Below are 15,669 nucleotides of genomic sequence, written 5' to 3' on the forward strand. Positions count from 1 at the left end.
CGACCTCGCCCGAACGGCACACGCAGCAGAGCGATATGAATTCTGCGGCTGCCAGAAGCGCGGGGGGCAACTCTGGGGGCAACTCAGCAACACCACACAAGCAACACCCTTATACTACGGGCCTCACATAGAATTATTTCATTCCGGCCCTGGCACCAGTCTTTCGCAGCGTCATGCGCTGCCTTTGTCGAAACCCGCGCAAGCTCGCCGCTTCGCGGGTTTTTTGTTTATGGCGCGCGTTCCGCACCGCACCCAGTGATCGACGGCGGCCTGCCGCCCGGTACGCTCAGGCCATCAACTCGCGGACGAAATCCAGAAACACCCTCACCTTCGCCGAAACGAGATTCGACGCGTGGTGATACGCATAAAGCGGGAACGTCTCGTCCGCCCACTCGGGCAACAACTGCACCAACCGCCCGTCGGCCAGCACGTCCCGCGCATAGAGCTCGAGCAATTGCGCAATGCCGACACCGCCCAGGCACGCGCCGAGCAGCCCGCCCGTATCGTTGACCGTCAGCCTGCCGGCGGCGTCGACCGGCACGACTTCCTTGCCGCGATGAAACTCCCATTCGTACGGCCGCCCCGTCACCGGATCGCGGATCAGCACGCACCGGTGAGCGTCCGCGAGATCCCGAGGGTGCCGCGGTTCGCCATGACGCGCGACGTAGGCCGCCGACGCGCAGGTCAGCACGCGCGTCTCGAGCAGCAGCCGCGCGCGATATGACGACGGCTCCGGGATGCCGAAGCGCACCGCCACGTCGAAGCCGTCGGCGACGAGGTCGCCCATCCGGTCCCGCACGCTGATTTCGACCGACAGGTCGGGAAAGCGGTCGAGAAATTCCGCCATCCGCGGCGCCAGCACGTAGTGGCCGAACGTGCCGTCCACGTTGACCCGCAGCCGCCCCCTCACGCGCGCCTTCGACTGGCCGGCGTCGAGCGCCGCCTCCTCGATGCCGGCCAGCAGCGGCGCGACCGCCTCGTAAAAGCGTCGCCCTTCGTCGGTCAACGTGATCGCGCGCGCCGTCCGGTTGAAGATCCGGATGCCGACCCGCTCTTCCAGCCGGGCGACGGCGCGACTCACCGCCGGTTGAGTCAGCCCCATCGCCTCGCCCGCCCGCGCGAAGGTGCCGGCCTCGATCACCGCCGAGAGCACGCCGATACCGCTGAGCAATCTGCTGTCGAATCCCATGAGACATACTTTCAGTCATTCATTGACTGATGATTATTCATTATTTTTATTGATCGAGGAAGCCTACAGTAAGTCCTGTCGCCGGATCGAACGGCATTCAACCTTCATCAGGAGCAGGACATGAGCACATCGGAACAAGTCGCCCTCGTCACGGGTTCGTCGCGCGGCATCGGCGCGGAAATCGCACGCCAGCTCGCCCGGGACGGCTTCCGGGTCGTCGTCAACTATGCCGGCAGCGCCGGCCCGGCCCGCGAAGTGGTCGACGCAATCGTCGCCGACGGCGGCCATGCGGTCGCGGTGCAGGCGAACGTCGCCGATCCAGCGGCCGTGGCCGCGCTGTTCGACGCCACCCGCGACGCATTCGGCGGTCTGGATGTGGTGGTCAATTCCGCAGGCGTGATGAAGCTGTCGGCCATCGCCGACTGCGACGACGCGCTGTTCGACGAAACGTTCGCGATCAACGTGAAAGGCACGTTCAACGTCTGCCGCGAAGCGGCCAGGCGGGTGCGCGACGGCGGGCGCATCATCAACCTGTCGACCAGCGTCATCGGCATGCGCATGCCGACGTACGGCGTGTACGTCGCCAGCAAGGCCGCGGTCGAAAGCCTCACGCAGGTGCTCGCGCAGGAAATGCGCGGGCGCGGCGTCCGCGTGAACGCCGTCGCGCCGGGACCGGTCGCGACCGAGCTGTTCCTCCAGGGCAAGAGCCCCGAACTCATCGATCGGCTCGCGAAGCTGAACCCGCTCGAGCGGCTCGGCCAGCCCGACGACATCGCGCGCGTCGTCGCGTTCCTCGCCGGCCCGGACGGCGCGTGGATCAACGGCCAGATCCTGCGCGCCAACGGCGGCATGTGCTGACGGACCGCTCACCGCCGCCTCATCTTTCCGCCAGGAGAATGCTCATGAACCAAGTCGTCCTCGTCACCGGCGCGTCCAGCGGCTTCGGCTTGCTGACGGCCCAGGCGCTCGCCCGCGCCGGTCACACGGTCTACGCATCGATGCGCGAGAGCGCCGGGCGCAATGCGCCGCGCGTCGCCGCCATCGCCGCCTATGCGCAACAACACGGCGTCGACTTGCGCAGCGTCGAACTCGACGTCGGCGACGACGCCTCCGTCGACGCCGCCATCGATCGCGTGATCGCCGACAATGGGCGTCTGGACGTCGTCGTCCACAACGCCGGCCATATGGTGTTCGGGCCGGCCGAAGCGTTCACGCCCGAGCAGCTTGCGCAGCTCTACGACGTCAACGTCGTGTCGACCCAGCGCGTGAACCGCGCGGCGCTGCCGCATCTGCGCCGCCAGGGCCGCGGCCTGCTCGTGTGGGTGTCGTCCTCGTCGGCGCGCGGCGGCACGCCGCCGTTCCTCGCGCCCTACTTCGCCGCGAAAGCCGCGATGGACTCGCTCGCCGTGTCCTACGCGGCCGAGCTCGCGCGCTGGGGCATCGAAACGTCGATCGTCGTGCCGGGCGCGTTCACGCGGGGCACGAATCACTTCCTCCATGCGGGCAAGCCGGCCGATACCGCCGTGCAAGCCGCCTACGACGGCGGGCCGTACGCGGGCGTCGCCGATCAGGCGTTGAAGGGCCTCGCCGCGCTTGAACCGGCGGACGCCGACGCGGGCGCCGTCGCCACGGCGATTGCCGAACTCGTCGCGGCGCCGGCCGGCAAGCGCCCGTACCGCGTGTTCGTCGACCCGTCGCAGGACGGCGCCGAGGAAGTGTTCCGCGTCGGCGATCGCATCCGCCGCGAGATGTTCAGGAACATCGGCCTGGGCGACCTGCTCGCGCCGCGCATCGACGGCTGATCGTTCGCGCGCCGGGCCGGCCGGCGCGCGTCAATCCCGCTCGCAGAACCGGAGAATCGCGTCCGCGACCGCCGCCGCGGATTCGCGCTGCGGGAAGTGCCCGATTCCGTCGAGCACCTGCCGCTCGTAGCGCCCGGCGAAGAACCGCTCCCGCCCCGCCGAGCTGTCGGGATGGTTGCAGGTGTCCGCGCCGCCGTGCAGCACGAGCGTCGGCACCGCCAGCACGGGCGCCGGGTTCAGCCGCGCGTCGTCGTCGGCATAGGCCGGCGCGCCCGGCGCGAAGCCCCAGCGCTGCCGGTACGAATGCAGTACGACGTCGATCCAGTCGGGTCCGTCGAACGCGACGGCTGCCGCGTCGAAATCGCTGTCGCGATACCAGCCCGGCGGCGACCACGTATCCCACATCAGGCGCGCGAACGCGCGGCGGTCGTGGCGCAGCGCCTGCTCGCCGCGCGGCGTCGCCATGAACCAGTGATACCAGTAGTTGCGCGCCTGCTGCAGCGACAGCGGCTGGGCGGGATCGTTGGTGCCGTACCCGACCGACAGCATCACCAGCTGCGATGCGGCACCGTCGCGCAGCCCGCACGCGTTCGCGGCCGCGCGGGCGCCCCAGTCGTGCCCGACCAGCACGGGCCGCTCGATGCCGAGCACGTCGACGAATTCGAGCAGGTCGCGCCCGAGCGCCGCGAGCTGGCCGCTGCGCGGCACGGATGCGTCGCGAAAGCGCGTCGGCGCGAAGCCGCGCAACGCGGGCGCGAGCACGCGGTAGCCGCGTGCGGCCAGCCCCGCGGCCACCGCCTCCCAGCCGACCGGGCTGTCCGGCCAGCCGTGCAGCAGCACGGCCACGCGCTCGCCGCGCGGGTTCCATTCGAGATAGGCAACGTCCAGCGACGCGGTCGTCGCATGCGTATAGGTCGTCATCGTGTACTCCGTCAGGTCAGCATGAACATCCGATGGTAGGTCGGCCTTTCATCACGATTCGCGGAGTATCATGATTCACTCTTCGAATATCGCGTTGAATCGATCCATGGAACCGCCGACCGATCCCGCGTCGACCGCGCTCGACATCGCGCTGCTGCGCACCTTTCTCGAAGTCGTCGACAGCCACGGGTTCGCGCCGGCCGCGGAACGCCTCGCGTTGACGCCGTCCGCCGTCAGCGGCCACATCAAGCGGCTCGAACAGGCGGCCGGCACCGTGCTGCTGGCGCGCACGACCCGCCGGATCGCGCTGACGCCGGCCGGCGACACGCTGTACGCGTACGCGCGCAACATCGTCGACATGGAGCGCGAGGTGCGCGCGCGGCTGCGCGGCGCACCGGCGCACGGGCCGCTGCGAGTCGGCGCGTCGGAGGATTTCGCGGGCACATGGCTGCCGCAGGTGCTGCGCACGTTCCGCGACGGCCATCCGCGCACATCGATCGAACTGAAAGTCGGCATCACCGCGTCGCTGCTACGGGAGCAATCGCTGGGCCGGCTCGACGTCGTGTTCGGCAAGCAGTGCCGACAGGTCGACACGCCCGGCGAACTGCTGTGGGAGGAGCCGCTCGTGTGGGCATTCGCGGCCGATACGGCGCTCGACGCCGAGGAACGCGTGCCGCTCGCGCTGTTTCCGGAACCGTGCGTGTATCGGGAAGCCGCGGTGTCCGCGCTCTCGGCGGCGCTGCGGCCGTTTCGCGTGCTGTTCGAAAGCGCGAGCATGGCCGGCTGCATGTCGGCCGCGCTCGCCGGCTTCGCGGTCACGGCGCTCGCGCGCAGCCAGTTGCGCGACGGCCTGCGCGCGTGCGGGCCGCACGACGGCCTGCCAGCGCTGCCGGCCGCCCGCTTTTACGCATTTGCGTCGAAACCCGCCGGCGTCGGCGCCGCGCTGATCGACGCGGTGCGGGCCACCGGGCGCACGCGGCAGTTCGCCGACTGAGCACGCGCGGCGCGCTCGCCGCACGGGCCGCCGTCTCGCGCCTGCGCCGATCGAGCGGCGTCACGAGTCGGTGATCGGCGGACGGCCGCGGATACCGGCACGATGCCGCTTTCAGTCGCCGCTGTCGCTCGCGCCCTCGTCGTTCAATGCCTCCACCATCAACGCGCCGAACCACTCGATGAACGCGTTGAGCCGCCTCGAGCGATGCCGGCGGTGCGGATACACGGCCGACACGTCCATCGGCTCGGCGCGGTGGCCGGGCATCACGTCGACGAGTGCGCCGCTTGCCAGCAGATGCTCGACGTCGAAGCGCGGAATCTGGATCAGCCCCATTCCCGCGACGCAGCTGGCGATGTAGGTTTCGGCGTTGTTGACGATCACGCGGCTCGGCAGCGTCAGCATGTGCCGCTGCCCGTCCGCGCAATATTCCCAGCCGAGTTCGCGCCCCGTCGTCGGCGACGCATAGCCGATCGCCCGGTGCCCGTGCGCGAGCGCATCCGGATGCTCGGGCACGCCGCATTCGCGCAGGTAGTCGGGGCTCGCGCAGTTGATCAGCGTGAACTGCCCAAGCGGCCGAACGACGAGGCTGCTGTCCGCGAGCCGCCCGACGCGGATCGCGCAATCGACGCCCTCCTGCACGAGGTCGATCGCGCGGTCGGTGGACCCGAGCGACAGTTGCAGCTTCGGGTGGCGGCGAAACAGCGACGGCAGCGCGGGCGCCACGACGCGGCGGGCGATCCGGCTCGGCACGTCGACGTTCAGCCGCCCGACCACGTCGCGGTCGCGGCGCCGGAACAGGCGGTCGAGTTCGTCGGCCTCCGCGAGCAGGCGCCGGCCGCGTTCGAGCAGCAGCGCGCCGTCGGCGGTCAGTTGCACCTGGCGCGTCGTGCGGTGCAGCAGCCGCGTGCCGAGCGCCGTCTCGAGTTGCTGGACGGCCGCCGACACGGTCGCGCGCGGCACGTCGAGCGCATGCGCGGCCTTGATGAAGCTGCCCATCTCGGCAACCTGCAGGAAGATCCTGACCTGATCCAGTTTGTCCATCGACGGGAAACCCGGGTTCGAACGACGGTCGGCGCCGGCCGCCACGCAGCGCGGCTGGCTTCGGCGACAAGAGAAAACGGGCGCGCGGCCTCGTGGCTGCGCGCCCGTCCATTGTCCACGCAAACGCGCCATTGCGGCGCGCCGCGCGGCCGCAAGCGGCCCGGTTACTTGGTCGTATAGCCGCCGTTGATCAGGATCGTCTGGCCCGTGATCCACCAGCCGTCGGTCACGAGATGGCGGATGAACGGCACGACGTCCTCGATGTCGGTCAGCCCGGTCTTGCTGAACGGCGACAGCGCGGCGGCCGTCTTGTGATACGCGACCGCATCGGCGCCTTCGGCCGGATAGAAGAACGGCGTGTCCATCGGGCCCGGCCCGACGGCCGTCACCGAGATCCCGCGTGCGCCGTACTCCTTCGACGCCGCGCGCGTGAAATGCTCGACCGGCGCCTTCGATCCTTCGTACGCCGCGTAGAACGGCGTGAACGCGCCGAGCAGCGACGTCACGAGCGTGACGAGCTTGCCGTGATCCTCGAGATGCCGCCCGGCTTCCTTGATGAAGAAGAACGCCGACTTGCTGTTGACCGCGAACATCTCGTCGTACTCGGCCTCGCTGATCTCGGTGAACGGCTTCTTCAGCACCTTGCCGACCGTGTTGATCGCGATGTCGATCTTGCCGAAGCGCTGCTTCGCGTCGTCAAACAGCTTCTCGACCGCGGCGGCCGTCGTCAGGTCCGCCTGGAACGTCGCGGCTTGCGCGCCAGCCGCGCGCACCGCCGCGGCCGTCTCCTCGGCCTGCGCCTGCGACGCCGCGCTGTTGTAGTGAATCGCCACCGCCTTCGCGCCGTGGCCCGCCAGGTCCCGCGCGATCAGGCCGCCGAGATTCTTTGCGCCGCCTGCGATCAGGACGACCTTGTCTGCGAGCGTATGAGTTGCCACGGTTGACTCCTTTTTTCGTTGAACGAAGCTAGGAGTGTAGGCATACGCGACGCGCCGATCAGCCGGTCGACGCTGGATGGATTATCCAGAAAACCGATCCAATCGAAGCCGCGCAAGGTGATCTGCCGCACCGACGGCGGCGCCGGATTCCGCGACCGATTGCGGCGCCGCCGCCGGCCGGCTCAGCGCGCGTACCGCGCCGCGTCGATCTTGCCGAGCAGCCACTGCATGCCGGCCAGGTGCTGCTGGTCGTGGCTGCACAGGTAATGGACCAGCCCGCGCACGGTCAGCGAACCGTAGCCGTCGAATTCGCCGGTACGCTCGAACTGTTCGGGCGTTAGGCGTGACAGCAGCGCCAGCGTCTCGCGCCGTGCGTCGCGAATCGCCGCGAGCACGTCGGACGCATACGCGTCGTCGTAGCGCCGTTCGATCGCGAGCGCGTCGCCATCGATCGACACGAGCAGCGGGTGGTCTTCGTCGAGCATGCGACGCAGCCGCACGTGATAGCCGTCGATCTCGATGTCACGCACGTGGCAGAGCTGCCCGAGCGGCGAGAAATGCTCGCTCGGCATGCCGGCCCAGTCGTCGGGGGTCCAGCGCGCATAGCCGTCGGGCACGGCCGCGAAATGCGCTTCGAGCTGACGGGGAAAATCGGCGAGTGCGTCGAGCGTCGTCGGATTCATGCGGGAGCCTCCCTGTCGGATGAAGGCGAGCGGCAATCCTGGCACGGGCCTGCCGCCGCCGTTGCGTCACTTCACGCTGAAGCCGTACGCGCCCTGCGGGCGATGCCCGTCGGTCGCGACGGCCACCCACTTCACCGTGTACGCGCCCGTGCCGGGCGCCGCGAGCGGCACCGTCATCCGCTTGCGGTTCGACGCGTCGATGCGCGCGCGGCCGTCCGACACAGTCTTGCCGGCGCCATCGACGACGACGATCGAGCTGAATGCCGGCTCCAGCGGCTCGGTGAAGTCGATCGTGACGGCGGCCGGTGCGGCAGCCAGCGTCGCACCCGCCGCCGGGTCGCTCGTTGCGAGATGCGCGTGCGCGAACGCGGCCGACGAAACGGTCGCGGCCACGATGACGGTGGCAACGTGTCGGCCGAACGGGAATGAATCGAAACGCATGGACTGTCCGTGAAGAATGAACGGGCGCCTCGCGCGGCGCAGTTCCGGCAGCTTACCAGCGCAGACGCGTTCATGCCGGTCGGGCGCCGGCGCTTGATAGAATGCGCGCGCTATGGATCTCGAAAGCATTCTCTACACCCAGGGCTTCGGCTCGCGCCGCCAGTGCCGCGGCCTGATCGAAGCAGGCCGCGTCGCCGTCGCGGGCGCCGTCGCGCCCGACCCGGACGCCACCTTCGATACCGACGGCCTCGTGTTCACGGTCGACGATACGGCCTGGCCGTTCCACGCACGCGCGTATCTCGCGCTCAACAAGCCGGCCGGCTACGAATGCTCGCGCGATCCGCAGCACCATGCGAGCGTGTTCAGCCTGTTGCCCGCGCCGCTCGTCGCGCGCGGCGTGCAGTGCGTCGGCCGGCTCGACCAGGACACGACCGGCCTGTTGCTGTTGTCCGACGACGGCCAGTTCGTGCACGCGTACACGTCGCCGAAGCGCAAGGTGCCGAAGACCTACGTCGCGACCGTGCGCCACCCGCTCGACGATGCGCAATTGCACGCGCTGCGCACCGGCGTGCAACTACATGGCGAGCCGAAGCCGATCGCGGCCGTCGCCGCCGACGCCCGCGCCCCGCACACGCTCGCGCTGACCGTGCTCGAAGGCAAATACCACCAGGTCAAGCGGATGGTCGCGGCGGCGAGCAACCGCGTCGAATTGCTGCACCGCGAAAGCATCGGCGGGTTCACGCTGCCGGCCGATCTCGCGCCGGGCGCATGGCGGTGGCTCGACGAAGCCGACCTTTCCATGCTGCGCAATCCCGTCCAAACCCTGTAAGGGAAAATCCGCACGACCGTTCGGTGCCTGGCGGCCTCTCGGCTGCAGGTTCCCCCGCTATACTGAAATCACAAGCTGCAAGAGCAGTGATGCAGGGGGAGACACCATGAACATCAACCATTCTTTCGAACTGTCGTCCGTGATGATCGCGTTCGCGGTCATCGGCGTCATCGTGATCGGCGGCCTGCTGGCCGCGATGCATCTGAAGCACAAATATCATCCGAACCTGATCGGCGCGCTGATCGGTGCGCTGCTGTGCTTCCTGCTGATCGAGGCGTTACCGGCGCTCACCTGACGCACCGCCCGGCGCGAGCGTTTGAAGGAAATCGTCTACGGTCGGATAGCGCAACGTCACGCACAATTCGGCCTTGAGCCGTGCGTTGGACAGGCGCCGCGACTCGCGCATGAACGACAGCAGCGTCGGCTCGAGCACGCGCTCCGCGTCCGCGCGGCTGACACGCGGCGGCTTCGGCAGGCCGAGCACCTGCGCGACCCGGTCGAAATACTCTCCCATCCGCAGTTCGGTATCGTCCGACGCGTGCACGGCGCGCGCCGGCTTGCCGCGCTCGGCCGCACGACGCAGGATCGCCGCGAGATCGTCCGCGTGGATGTGATTCGTGTACACGTCGTCGGCCGGCTCGAGCGCCGGCGTACCGCGCTCGAGCCGCGCGACCGGCAGACGGTTCGCCGCATAGATGCCGGGAATGCGCACGATGCGCGCGGACAGCACGCCGCGCACCGTCGCCGCACGCAGTTGCCGCTCGGCCGACACGCGCCGGAATGCGCGCGGGTTCGCGGGGCGCAGCGGGTGCGTTTCGTCGATGCGCGCGCCGCCGCAGTCGCCGTAGACGCCCGTCGTGCTGGCGTAGACCAGCCTCGGCGCGCGAAGACCCTCGGGTACAATACGCGCTGCCCGCACGGACGCGCCGGCCTGTCGCGCCGCGCCGCGCAGCGTTCGGAGCCGGCCGACTGCCGATGCCGGCGGTACCGCCGGCCGACGCGCGGGCATGGCCGTTGCGGCGATCAGTGCACGCGTGCGCCGGTCGTCGCGGCCGCCGGATGGCGGCGGCGCGAGATGCAGGATCGTGCGGGCAAGGCCCGCGAGGCGGCCGAGCGTCGCCCGGCGATCGAGGTCGCCGACGATCGGCGTCGCGCCCGCGGCGCGCAGTTCGTCGCGGCGAGCCGGGTGGCTCGTCAGCGCGAGGATGCGCAGGTCGGGGCGCGCGTCACGCCATTGCGCGACGCAGCGCATGCCGACGTCGCCGCAGCCGACGATCAGTACGCGCGGACGGCGCAGGATTCGTGTCGCGATCATGTTGGTTGCGAGATCAGTAGCCGCCGTTGCGCGACGCGCAACGGTTTTGCATTGTAGCTGCCGTGCGCGACATGCACGGTCCCCCCATTTTGTTCTAGTTTGGTTCTATGGCATTCAACGTCACTCTCAAGCAAAGCGGCCGGCAATTCCAGGTCGAGTCGGATGAAACCGTGCTGGCGGCCGCGCTGCGCCAGAACGTCCATCTGCCGTACGGCTGCAAGAACGGCGCGTGCGGCTCCTGCAAGGGCCAGATCGTGTCGGGCCAGATCGAACAGGGCCCGCACGCCGCGTCGGCGCTGTCCAACGACGAACGCACGCGCGGCCTCGCGCTGCTGTGCTGCTCGAAGGCGCAATGCGATCTCGAGATCGACGTGCGCGAAATCGCCGGCGTCGACGGCGTGCAGGTGAAGAAGCTGCCGTGCCGGATCGCCGCGCTCGAACGCAAGGCGGACGACGTGATGGTCGTGAAGCTGCAGTTGCCGGCCAACGAACGCCTGCAGTACCTCGCGGGCCAGTACGTCGAATTCATCCTGAAGGACGGCTCGCGCCGCAGCTACTCGATGGCGAACGCGCCGCACGAGGAAGGCCCGATCGAGCTGCACATCCGCCACATGCCGGGCGGCAAGTTCACCGACCACGTATTCGGCGCGATGAAGGAGCGCGACATCCTGCGCTTCGAAGGCCCGCTCGGCACGTTCTTCCTGCGCGAGGATTCCGACAAGCCGATCGTGCTGCTCGCGTCGGGCACCGGCTTCGCGCCGATCAAGGCGATCATCGAGCACGTGAAGCACTCGGGCATCACGCGTCCGATGACGCTCTACTGGGGCGCGCGCCGCAAGAAGGACATCTATCTCGCCGAACTCGCCGAGCAGTGGGCGCGCGAGATCCCGAACTTCAAGTACGTGCCGGTGCTCTCCGAGCCGGACGACGCCGACCGGTGGACGGGCCGCACGGGCTTCGTCCACCGGGCGGTGATCGAGGACCTGCCCGATCTGTCCGGCCACCAGGTCTATGCGTGCGGCGCGCCGGTGATGGTCGAATCCGCGCAGCGCGACTTCACGCAGCACCACGCGCTGCCGGCCGACGAGTTCTACGCGGACTCGTTCACGAGCGCCGCCGACCTCGCGCATCCGGTCTGAGCGGCGGGCGCGCCCGCGCCCCGCTGCGCGCCGCCGTGTCACATCCGTGGCATCGCGGCGGTTTACAGTGGGGCGCGGGATGCCTTATGCTTGCGCACATGAACCGCTTCCTGTCCGCTCTCCGACGTCGCCGCTCGCCGCTCCGCCCGGATGCCGCCGGCTCGTCACGGACTCGCGCGTAACCCTCCTCCGCTTCACCGGTTACGCACAAGCTGTTCGACCCACCAGCCACGGCCTTCCGTGGCTTTTTTATTGCCCGTTTCCCTTTCAACGCCCGCTGGAGTCTGCTGCCATGCCCCTGAACGATTATCCGATCGACTCGCTGATGTACATCACGAACCGCCCCGACATCGTGTTTACGCACGGCAAGGGTTCGTGGCTCTACGATCACACGGGCAAGCGCTATCTGGACTTCATCCAGGGCTGGGCCGTCAACAGCCTCGGCCACTGCAACGACGGCATCGTCGAAGCGCTGAAGACACAGGCCGACAAGCTGCTGAATCCGTCGCCGGCGTTCTACAACGAGCCGATGGCGAAGCTCGCGGGTCTGCTCACGCAGCACAGCGTGTTCGACAAGGTGTTCTTCACGAACAGCGGCGCCGAGGCTAATGAAGGCGCGATCAAGCTCGCGCGCAAGTGGGGCCGCAAGTTCAGGAACGGCGCGTACGAGATCATCACGTTCGACCACAGCTTCCACGGCCGCACGCTCGCGACGATGTCGGCCAGCGGCAAGCCGGGCTGGGACACGATCTACGCGCCGCAGGTGCCGGGCTTCCCGAAGGCCGAGCTGAACAACATCGAGTCGGTCGAGAAGCTGATCACCGACAAGACCGTCGCCGTGATGCTCGAGCCGATCCAGGGCGAAGGCGGCGTGATCCCGGCCACGCGTGAATTCATGCAGGCGCTGCGCGCGCTGACGAAGCAGCACAACCTGCTGCTGATCGTCGACGAAGTGCAGAGCGGCTGCGGCCGCGCGGGCACGCTGTTCGCGTACGAGCTGTCCGGCATCGAGCCGGACGTCATGACGCTCGCGAAGGGCATCGGCGGCGGCGTACCGCTCGGCGCGCTGCTGTCGAAGGCCGATGTCGCGGTGTTCGAGGCCGGCGACCAGGGCGGCACGTACAACGGCAACCCGCTGATGACGGCGGTCGGCTATTCGGTGATCTCGCAGCTCGTCGCGCCCGGCTTCCTCGAAGGGGTGCGCGCGCGCAGCGAGTATCTGAAGCGCAAGCTGCTCGAGCTGTCGGAGGAACGCGGCTTCGAGGGCGAGCGCGGCGAAGGCCTGCTGCGCGCGCTGCTGCTCGGCAAGGACATCGGCCCGCAGATCGTCGAGAAGGCGCGCGACATGCAACCGGACGGCCTGCTGCTGAACGCCGCACGGCCGAACCTGCTGCGCTTCATGCCCGCGCTGAACGTGACGACCGAGGAAATCGACCAGATGATGGCGATGCTGCGGTCGATCCTCGACACGCTGTAAGGAGACCGCCGCGATGAATGCCGCCGCCGATGCTGTCGCGATCCGCCCGTTCGAACGCGCCGACACCGATGCCGTGCTCGCGGTATGGCGCGACGCGTTCCCGCAGTACGACGAGACCGGTGCGCCCCCGCACCGCGATCCGCTGCGATCGATCGAGCTGAAGCTCGCGACGCAGCCGGAACTGTTCTTCGTCGCGATCAGCGGCGCGCGCGTCGTCGGCACGCTGATGGCCGGTTTCGACGGACATCGCGGCTGGCTCTACTCGTTCGGCGTCGCGAACGACGCGCGCCGGCTCGGCGTCGGCCGCGCGCTGATCGCGCATGCGGAACGCGCGCTCGCCGCGCGCGGCTGCATGAAGATCAACCTGCAGGTGCTGCCCGGCAACGACGATGCATGCCGCTTCTACGCAGCGCTCGGCTATCGCGTCGAGGAACGCATCTCGTTCGGCAAGACGCTGCCGGTCGCGTAAAACCGCCGCCGGCCGCCGCGCGGCTCAGCGCGTGATCGGCCCCGCGCCCGGCAGCGGATTGCCGAGCGCGTCGGTCGGCACGGCCTGCTGTTCGAACGCCGCGAAATACGCGGCCCACTGCGTGTCGCTCACGCGCACGAGCAGCGCGCCGTCCTGCCACACGTCGTTGTGATCGTTGTGGTCGTCGCCCGCGCGATGCAGGTAGTTCGGACCCGTCGAGCCCTGGTTCATGTGCGTGTCGTGGATGCCGTTGCCTTGCGCATAGGTGCGGCCGAACACGACGACGTCGAGCCCCTGCGACTGCGCGGCGTTCACGAGCCGCAGCAGCGACGGGATCGGCTCCGGATGCTCGGTGCCGTCCATCACCGCACTCGCGCGCCACGCGCCCGTGTCGCCCAGGATGTCGCTGCGCAGATAGTCGAGCGCGGGCAACGCCGTTTGCCCGGTCAGGTCCGTGTAGCCTTCGGCCGCGGCCGCGAGCGTCTGCGTGACCGGATGATGGAAATCGTAGACGAGCTTGTAGTTCAGCAGGTCGTCCGCGTCGTTGGTACCGACGTTGATCGCGACGTCCCAGTCACCTGCCGGCAGCGCCAGCGTCAGGTGAACGTGATACTGGATCTCGCTGCCGTGCGGCGAACCCTTCAGCTTCGCGATCGACTTCACCTTCGCCTTCACGAAACCGTAGTCCAGACTCATGCGCGTTCTCCGTGTGCCGATGGGTAATCGATGCTACGCGGCCCGTGTGTCGGTTTGCGGGCTGCGGGCGGCCGGCGCGCCAGCCGCATGCACGATCCAATAGTCGAATGGAGTCGCCTTCGTGCGCACAGTTCGACGCGAATCGCCCCATACGAAAAAAAGCCGTCACGGTTTCCCGTAACGGCTTTCGACAGCCCGGGTGCGACGCGCGCAACCGGACTCGTTCGTTCGATCGCTTACTCGCCCAGATACGCGGCGCGCACCTTCGGATCGTCGAGCATCTGCTTCGCGTCGCCTTCCATCGTGACCGTGCCCGAGTCCATCACGTAGCCGCGATCGGCTGCCTGCAGCGCGAGGCGTGCGTTCTGCTCGACCAGCAGCACCGTGATGCCTTCCTTCGAGATCTCGCGCACCACTTCGAAGATCTTCTCGACCATGATCGGCGACAACCCCATCGACGGCTCGTCGAGCAGCAGCAGCTTCGGCTTGCTCAGAATCGCGCGCGACATCGCCAGCATCTGCTGCTCGCCGCCCGACAGCGTGCCCGCGAGCTGCGTCGCCCGTTCCTTCAGGCGCGGGAAGAAGCCGAACATCCGGTCGACGTCCTTCTTGATCTGGTCGTTGTCGTTGCGCAGGTACGCGCCCATCTGCATGTTCTCGATGATCGACATCCGCGCGAAGATCCCGCGGCCTTCCGGCACCATCGCGAGGCCGCGCTTGAGCAGCTCGTGCGACGGCACGCCCTTGATCGACTTGCCATCGTACTCGATGTCGCCCGCCGAGTACGGCTTCAGGCCGGTGATCGCCTTCATCGTCGTGGTCTTGCCGGCGCCGTTCGCGCCGATCAGCGTCACGAGCTCGCCCTGGCGGACTTCCATGTCAACGCCCTTGACGGCCTGGATGCCGCCGTAGTTGACCTGCAAGCCCTTGATTTTCAACATTGCCGCTGCCATCAGTGCACCCCTGCGCCGAGATATGCCTCAATCACCTTCGGATTCTTCTGCACGTCCTGCGGCAGACCCTCGGCGATCACCTTGCCGTAATCGAGCACCGTCATCCGGTTGCACAGCCCCATCACGAGCTTCACGTCGTGCTCGATCAGCAGGATCGTGCGGCCGTCCGAACGGATCTTGTCGAGCAGGCGCGTGAGTTCGACCTTCTCGGTCGCGTTCATCCCGGCTGCCGGCTCGTCGAGCGCGAGCAGCTTCGGGTCGGTCGCCAATGCACGGGCGATTTCCAGCCGGCGCTGGTGACCGTACGACAGGTTGCGCGACGTGTAGTCCGCGTACTGCAGCACGCCGACGTAGTCGAGCAACTCGATCGCGCGTTCCTTGATCTCGCGCTCTTCCTGACGTTCGGCCGGCGTCTGGAACACCGCGCCGAGCAGCCCGTGCTTGGTGCGCACGTGGCGGCCCACCATCACGTTCTCGAGCGCCGTCATCCCGCCGAACAGGCGGATGTTCTGGAACGTGCGCGCGATGCCGGCCTTGGCCACCTGGTGCACGGCCGTCGGCGTGTAGTTCGTGCCGTCCAGCTTGAAGTCGCCGGAGTCCGGCGTGTAAAGGCCCGTGATCACGTTGAAGAACGTGGTCTTGCCGGCGCCGTTCGGGCCGATCAGCCCGTAGATCTCGCCTTCCTTGATCTGCAGGCCGACGTCGGACAGCGCCTGCAGCCCGCCGAAGCGCTTGTTCACGCCCGAGACGGACAGTCGGATTTGCTTGTCGCTCATGTGTTT

Annotated in this window: 18 protein-coding genes; 8 read left to right on the plus strand and 10 right to left on the minus strand. The window is 68.3% G+C overall.

Going from position 1 to position 15,669, the window contains the following annotated elements:
* Positions 1-286: 286 nt before the first annotated feature.
* Positions 287-1,189 (minus strand): LysR family transcriptional regulator, encoded by a 903-nt coding sequence (locus tag GJG85_RS13190; RefSeq protein WP_050017513.1) that lies wholly within the window; start codon positions 1,187-1,189, stop codon positions 287-289.
* 120 nt (positions 1,190-1,309) lie between these two features.
* On the opposite strand from GJG85_RS13190, the gene GJG85_RS13195 reads away from it, so the two are divergent.
* On the plus strand, positions 1,310-2,047 hold the full coding sequence (locus tag GJG85_RS13195) for an SDR family oxidoreductase (protein ID WP_050017515.1): 738 nt from the start codon (positions 1,310-1,312) through the stop codon (positions 2,045-2,047).
* A 44-nt stretch (positions 2,048-2,091) separates the two neighbouring features.
* Positions 2,092-2,991: an SDR family oxidoreductase gene (locus GJG85_RS13200; RefSeq protein ID WP_050017516.1), complete on the plus strand. Its 900-nt coding sequence runs from the start codon at positions 2,092-2,094 to the stop codon at positions 2,989-2,991.
* A 30-nt stretch (positions 2,992-3,021) separates the two neighbouring features.
* On the opposite strand, the gene GJG85_RS13205 is transcribed toward GJG85_RS13200, so the two are convergent.
* Entirely contained in the window at positions 3,022-3,912 is an 891-nt protein-coding gene (locus tag GJG85_RS13205; protein WP_050017517.1) for an alpha/beta hydrolase, read from the minus strand.
* Between the two features lie 106 nt (positions 3,913-4,018).
* On the opposite strand from GJG85_RS13205, the gene GJG85_RS13210 reads away from it, so the two are divergent.
* On the plus strand, positions 4,019-4,906 hold the full coding sequence (locus GJG85_RS13210; RefSeq protein ID WP_050017518.1) for a LysR substrate-binding domain-containing protein: 888 nt from the start codon (positions 4,019-4,021) through the stop codon (positions 4,904-4,906).
* 111 nt (positions 4,907-5,017) lie between these two features.
* Here GJG85_RS13210 and GJG85_RS13215 read toward each other — a convergent pair whose 3' ends face one another.
* The 4 genes from GJG85_RS13215 to copC form a co-directional block, all read right to left on the minus strand.
* A complete protein-coding gene (locus GJG85_RS13215) occupies positions 5,018-5,947 on the minus strand; it encodes a LysR family transcriptional regulator (RefSeq protein WP_050017552.1) in 930 nt (309 codons plus the stop codon).
* Positions 5,948-6,111: 164 nt separating this feature from the next.
* The gene (locus tag GJG85_RS13220; RefSeq protein ID WP_027785181.1) at positions 6,112-6,885 is read right to left on the minus strand and encodes an SDR family oxidoreductase; all 774 of its coding nucleotides are present in this window, start codon (positions 6,883-6,885) and stop codon (positions 6,112-6,114) included.
* 182 nt (positions 6,886-7,067) lie between these two features.
* The gene (locus tag GJG85_RS13225; RefSeq protein WP_050017520.1) at positions 7,068-7,568 is read right to left on the minus strand and encodes a DinB family protein; all 501 of its coding nucleotides are present in this window, start codon (positions 7,566-7,568) and stop codon (positions 7,068-7,070) included.
* 66 nt (positions 7,569-7,634) lie between these two features.
* A complete protein-coding gene (gene copC, locus GJG85_RS13230; RefSeq protein ID WP_050017521.1) occupies positions 7,635-8,009 on the minus strand; it encodes a copper homeostasis periplasmic binding protein CopC in 375 nt (124 codons plus the stop codon).
* Positions 8,010-8,121: 112 nt separating this feature from the next.
* Between copC and GJG85_RS13235 the strand changes: the two genes are divergently transcribed.
* The gene (locus GJG85_RS13235; protein WP_050017522.1) at positions 8,122-8,838 is read left to right on the plus strand and encodes a 16S rRNA pseudouridine(516) synthase; all 717 of its coding nucleotides are present in this window, start codon (positions 8,122-8,124) and stop codon (positions 8,836-8,838) included.
* Between the two features lie 106 nt (positions 8,839-8,944).
* Positions 8,945-9,133 (plus strand): hypothetical protein, encoded by a 189-nt coding sequence (locus tag GJG85_RS13240; RefSeq protein WP_050017523.1) that lies wholly within the window; start codon positions 8,945-8,947, stop codon positions 9,131-9,133.
* On the opposite strand, the gene GJG85_RS13245 is transcribed toward GJG85_RS13240, so the two are convergent.
* Positions 9,116-10,153, minus strand: a complete 1,038-nt coding sequence (locus tag GJG85_RS13245; RefSeq protein ID WP_050017524.1) for an NAD-dependent epimerase/dehydratase family protein — start codon at positions 10,151-10,153, stop codon at positions 9,116-9,118. The genes GJG85_RS13240 and GJG85_RS13245 overlap by 18 nt on opposite strands.
* Before the next feature lie 107 nt (positions 10,154-10,260).
* On the opposite strand from GJG85_RS13245, the gene GJG85_RS13250 reads away from it, so the two are divergent.
* The 3 genes from GJG85_RS13250 (at position 10,261) to GJG85_RS13260 (ending at position 13,238) form a co-directional block, all read left to right on the plus strand.
* Entirely contained in the window at positions 10,261-11,292 is a 1,032-nt protein-coding gene (locus GJG85_RS13250) for a CDP-6-deoxy-delta-3,4-glucoseen reductase (protein WP_050017525.1), read from the plus strand.
* Positions 11,293-11,584: 292 nt separating this feature from the next.
* Entirely contained in the window at positions 11,585-12,769 is a 1,185-nt protein-coding gene (locus tag GJG85_RS13255; RefSeq protein WP_050017526.1) for an acetylornithine transaminase, read from the plus strand.
* A gap of 13 nt (positions 12,770-12,782) precedes the next feature.
* Complete coding sequence (locus GJG85_RS13260) at positions 12,783-13,238, plus strand: GNAT family acetyltransferase (protein ID WP_050017527.1); 456 nt, start codon at positions 12,783-12,785, stop codon at positions 13,236-13,238.
* Between the two features lie 24 nt (positions 13,239-13,262).
* On the opposite strand, the gene GJG85_RS13265 is transcribed toward GJG85_RS13260, so the two are convergent.
* The 3 genes from GJG85_RS13265 to GJG85_RS13275 form a co-directional block, all read right to left on the minus strand.
* The gene (locus GJG85_RS13265; RefSeq protein WP_050017528.1) at positions 13,263-13,934 is read right to left on the minus strand and encodes a DUF2278 family protein; all 672 of its coding nucleotides are present in this window, start codon (positions 13,932-13,934) and stop codon (positions 13,263-13,265) included.
* A gap of 236 nt (positions 13,935-14,170) precedes the next feature.
* On the minus strand, positions 14,171-14,887 hold the full coding sequence (locus GJG85_RS13270; RefSeq protein WP_050017530.1) for an ABC transporter ATP-binding protein: 717 nt from the start codon (positions 14,885-14,887) through the stop codon (positions 14,171-14,173).
* Positions 14,887-15,663, minus strand: coding sequence for an ABC transporter ATP-binding protein (locus GJG85_RS13275; protein ID WP_050017531.1), 777 nt, complete (start codon positions 15,661-15,663; stop codon positions 14,887-14,889). Before GJG85_RS13275 ends, GJG85_RS13270 begins: the two co-directional genes overlap by 1 nt.
* Between the last annotated feature and the right edge of the window lie 6 nt (positions 15,664-15,669).

It is taken from the genome of Burkholderia sp. MS389 (genome assembly GCF_016899425.1).
GTDB classification, from domain to species: Bacteria; Pseudomonadota; Gammaproteobacteria; order Burkholderiales; family Burkholderiaceae; genus Burkholderia; species Burkholderia sola.

Bases quoted from the DNA above. Each gene is read 5' to 3' on its own strand.
- GJG85_RS13190 (WP_050017513.1), bottom strand. From the start codon at position 1,189: ATGGGATTCGACAGCAGATTGCTCAGCGGTATCGGCGTGCTCTCGGCG.
- GJG85_RS13195 (WP_050017515.1), top strand. From the start codon at position 1,310: ATGAGCACATCGGAACAAGTCGCCCTCGTCACGGGTTCGTCGCGCGGC.
- GJG85_RS13200 (WP_050017516.1), top strand. From the start codon at position 2,092: ATGAACCAAGTCGTCCTCGTCACCGGCGCGTCCAGCGGCTTCGGCTTG.
- GJG85_RS13205 (WP_050017517.1), bottom strand. From the start codon at position 3,912: ATGACGACCTATACGCATGCGACGACCGCGTCGCTGGACGTTGCCTAT.
- GJG85_RS13210 (WP_050017518.1), top strand. From the start codon at position 4,019: ATGGAACCGCCGACCGATCCCGCGTCGACCGCGCTCGACATCGCGCTG.
- GJG85_RS13215 (WP_050017552.1), bottom strand. From the start codon at position 5,947: ATGGACAAACTGGATCAGGTCAGGATCTTCCTGCAGGTTGCCGAGATG.
- GJG85_RS13225 (WP_050017520.1), bottom strand. From the start codon at position 7,568: ATGAATCCGACGACGCTCGACGCACTCGCCGATTTTCCCCGTCAGCTC.
- copC (WP_050017521.1), bottom strand. From the start codon at position 8,009: ATGCGTTTCGATTCATTCCCGTTCGGCCGACACGTTGCCACCGTCATC.
- GJG85_RS13235 (WP_050017522.1), top strand. From the start codon at position 8,122: ATGGATCTCGAAAGCATTCTCTACACCCAGGGCTTCGGCTCGCGCCGC.
- GJG85_RS13240 (WP_050017523.1), top strand. From the start codon at position 8,945: ATGAACATCAACCATTCTTTCGAACTGTCGTCCGTGATGATCGCGTTC.
- GJG85_RS13245 (WP_050017524.1), bottom strand. From the start codon at position 10,153: ATGATCGCGACACGAATCCTGCGCCGTCCGCGCGTACTGATCGTCGGC.
- GJG85_RS13250 (WP_050017525.1), top strand. From the start codon at position 10,261: ATGGCATTCAACGTCACTCTCAAGCAAAGCGGCCGGCAATTCCAGGTC.
- GJG85_RS13255 (WP_050017526.1), top strand. From the start codon at position 11,585: ATGCCCCTGAACGATTATCCGATCGACTCGCTGATGTACATCACGAAC.
- GJG85_RS13260 (WP_050017527.1), top strand. From the start codon at position 12,783: ATGAATGCCGCCGCCGATGCTGTCGCGATCCGCCCGTTCGAACGCGCC.
- GJG85_RS13265 (WP_050017528.1), bottom strand. From the start codon at position 13,934: ATGAGTCTGGACTACGGTTTCGTGAAGGCGAAGGTGAAGTCGATCGCG.
- GJG85_RS13270 (WP_050017530.1), bottom strand. From the start codon at position 14,887: ATGGCAGCGGCAATGTTGAAAATCAAGGGCTTGCAGGTCAACTACGGC.
- GJG85_RS13275 (WP_050017531.1), bottom strand. From the start codon at position 15,663: ATGAGCGACAAGCAAATCCGACTGTCCGTCTCGGGCGTGAACAAGCGC.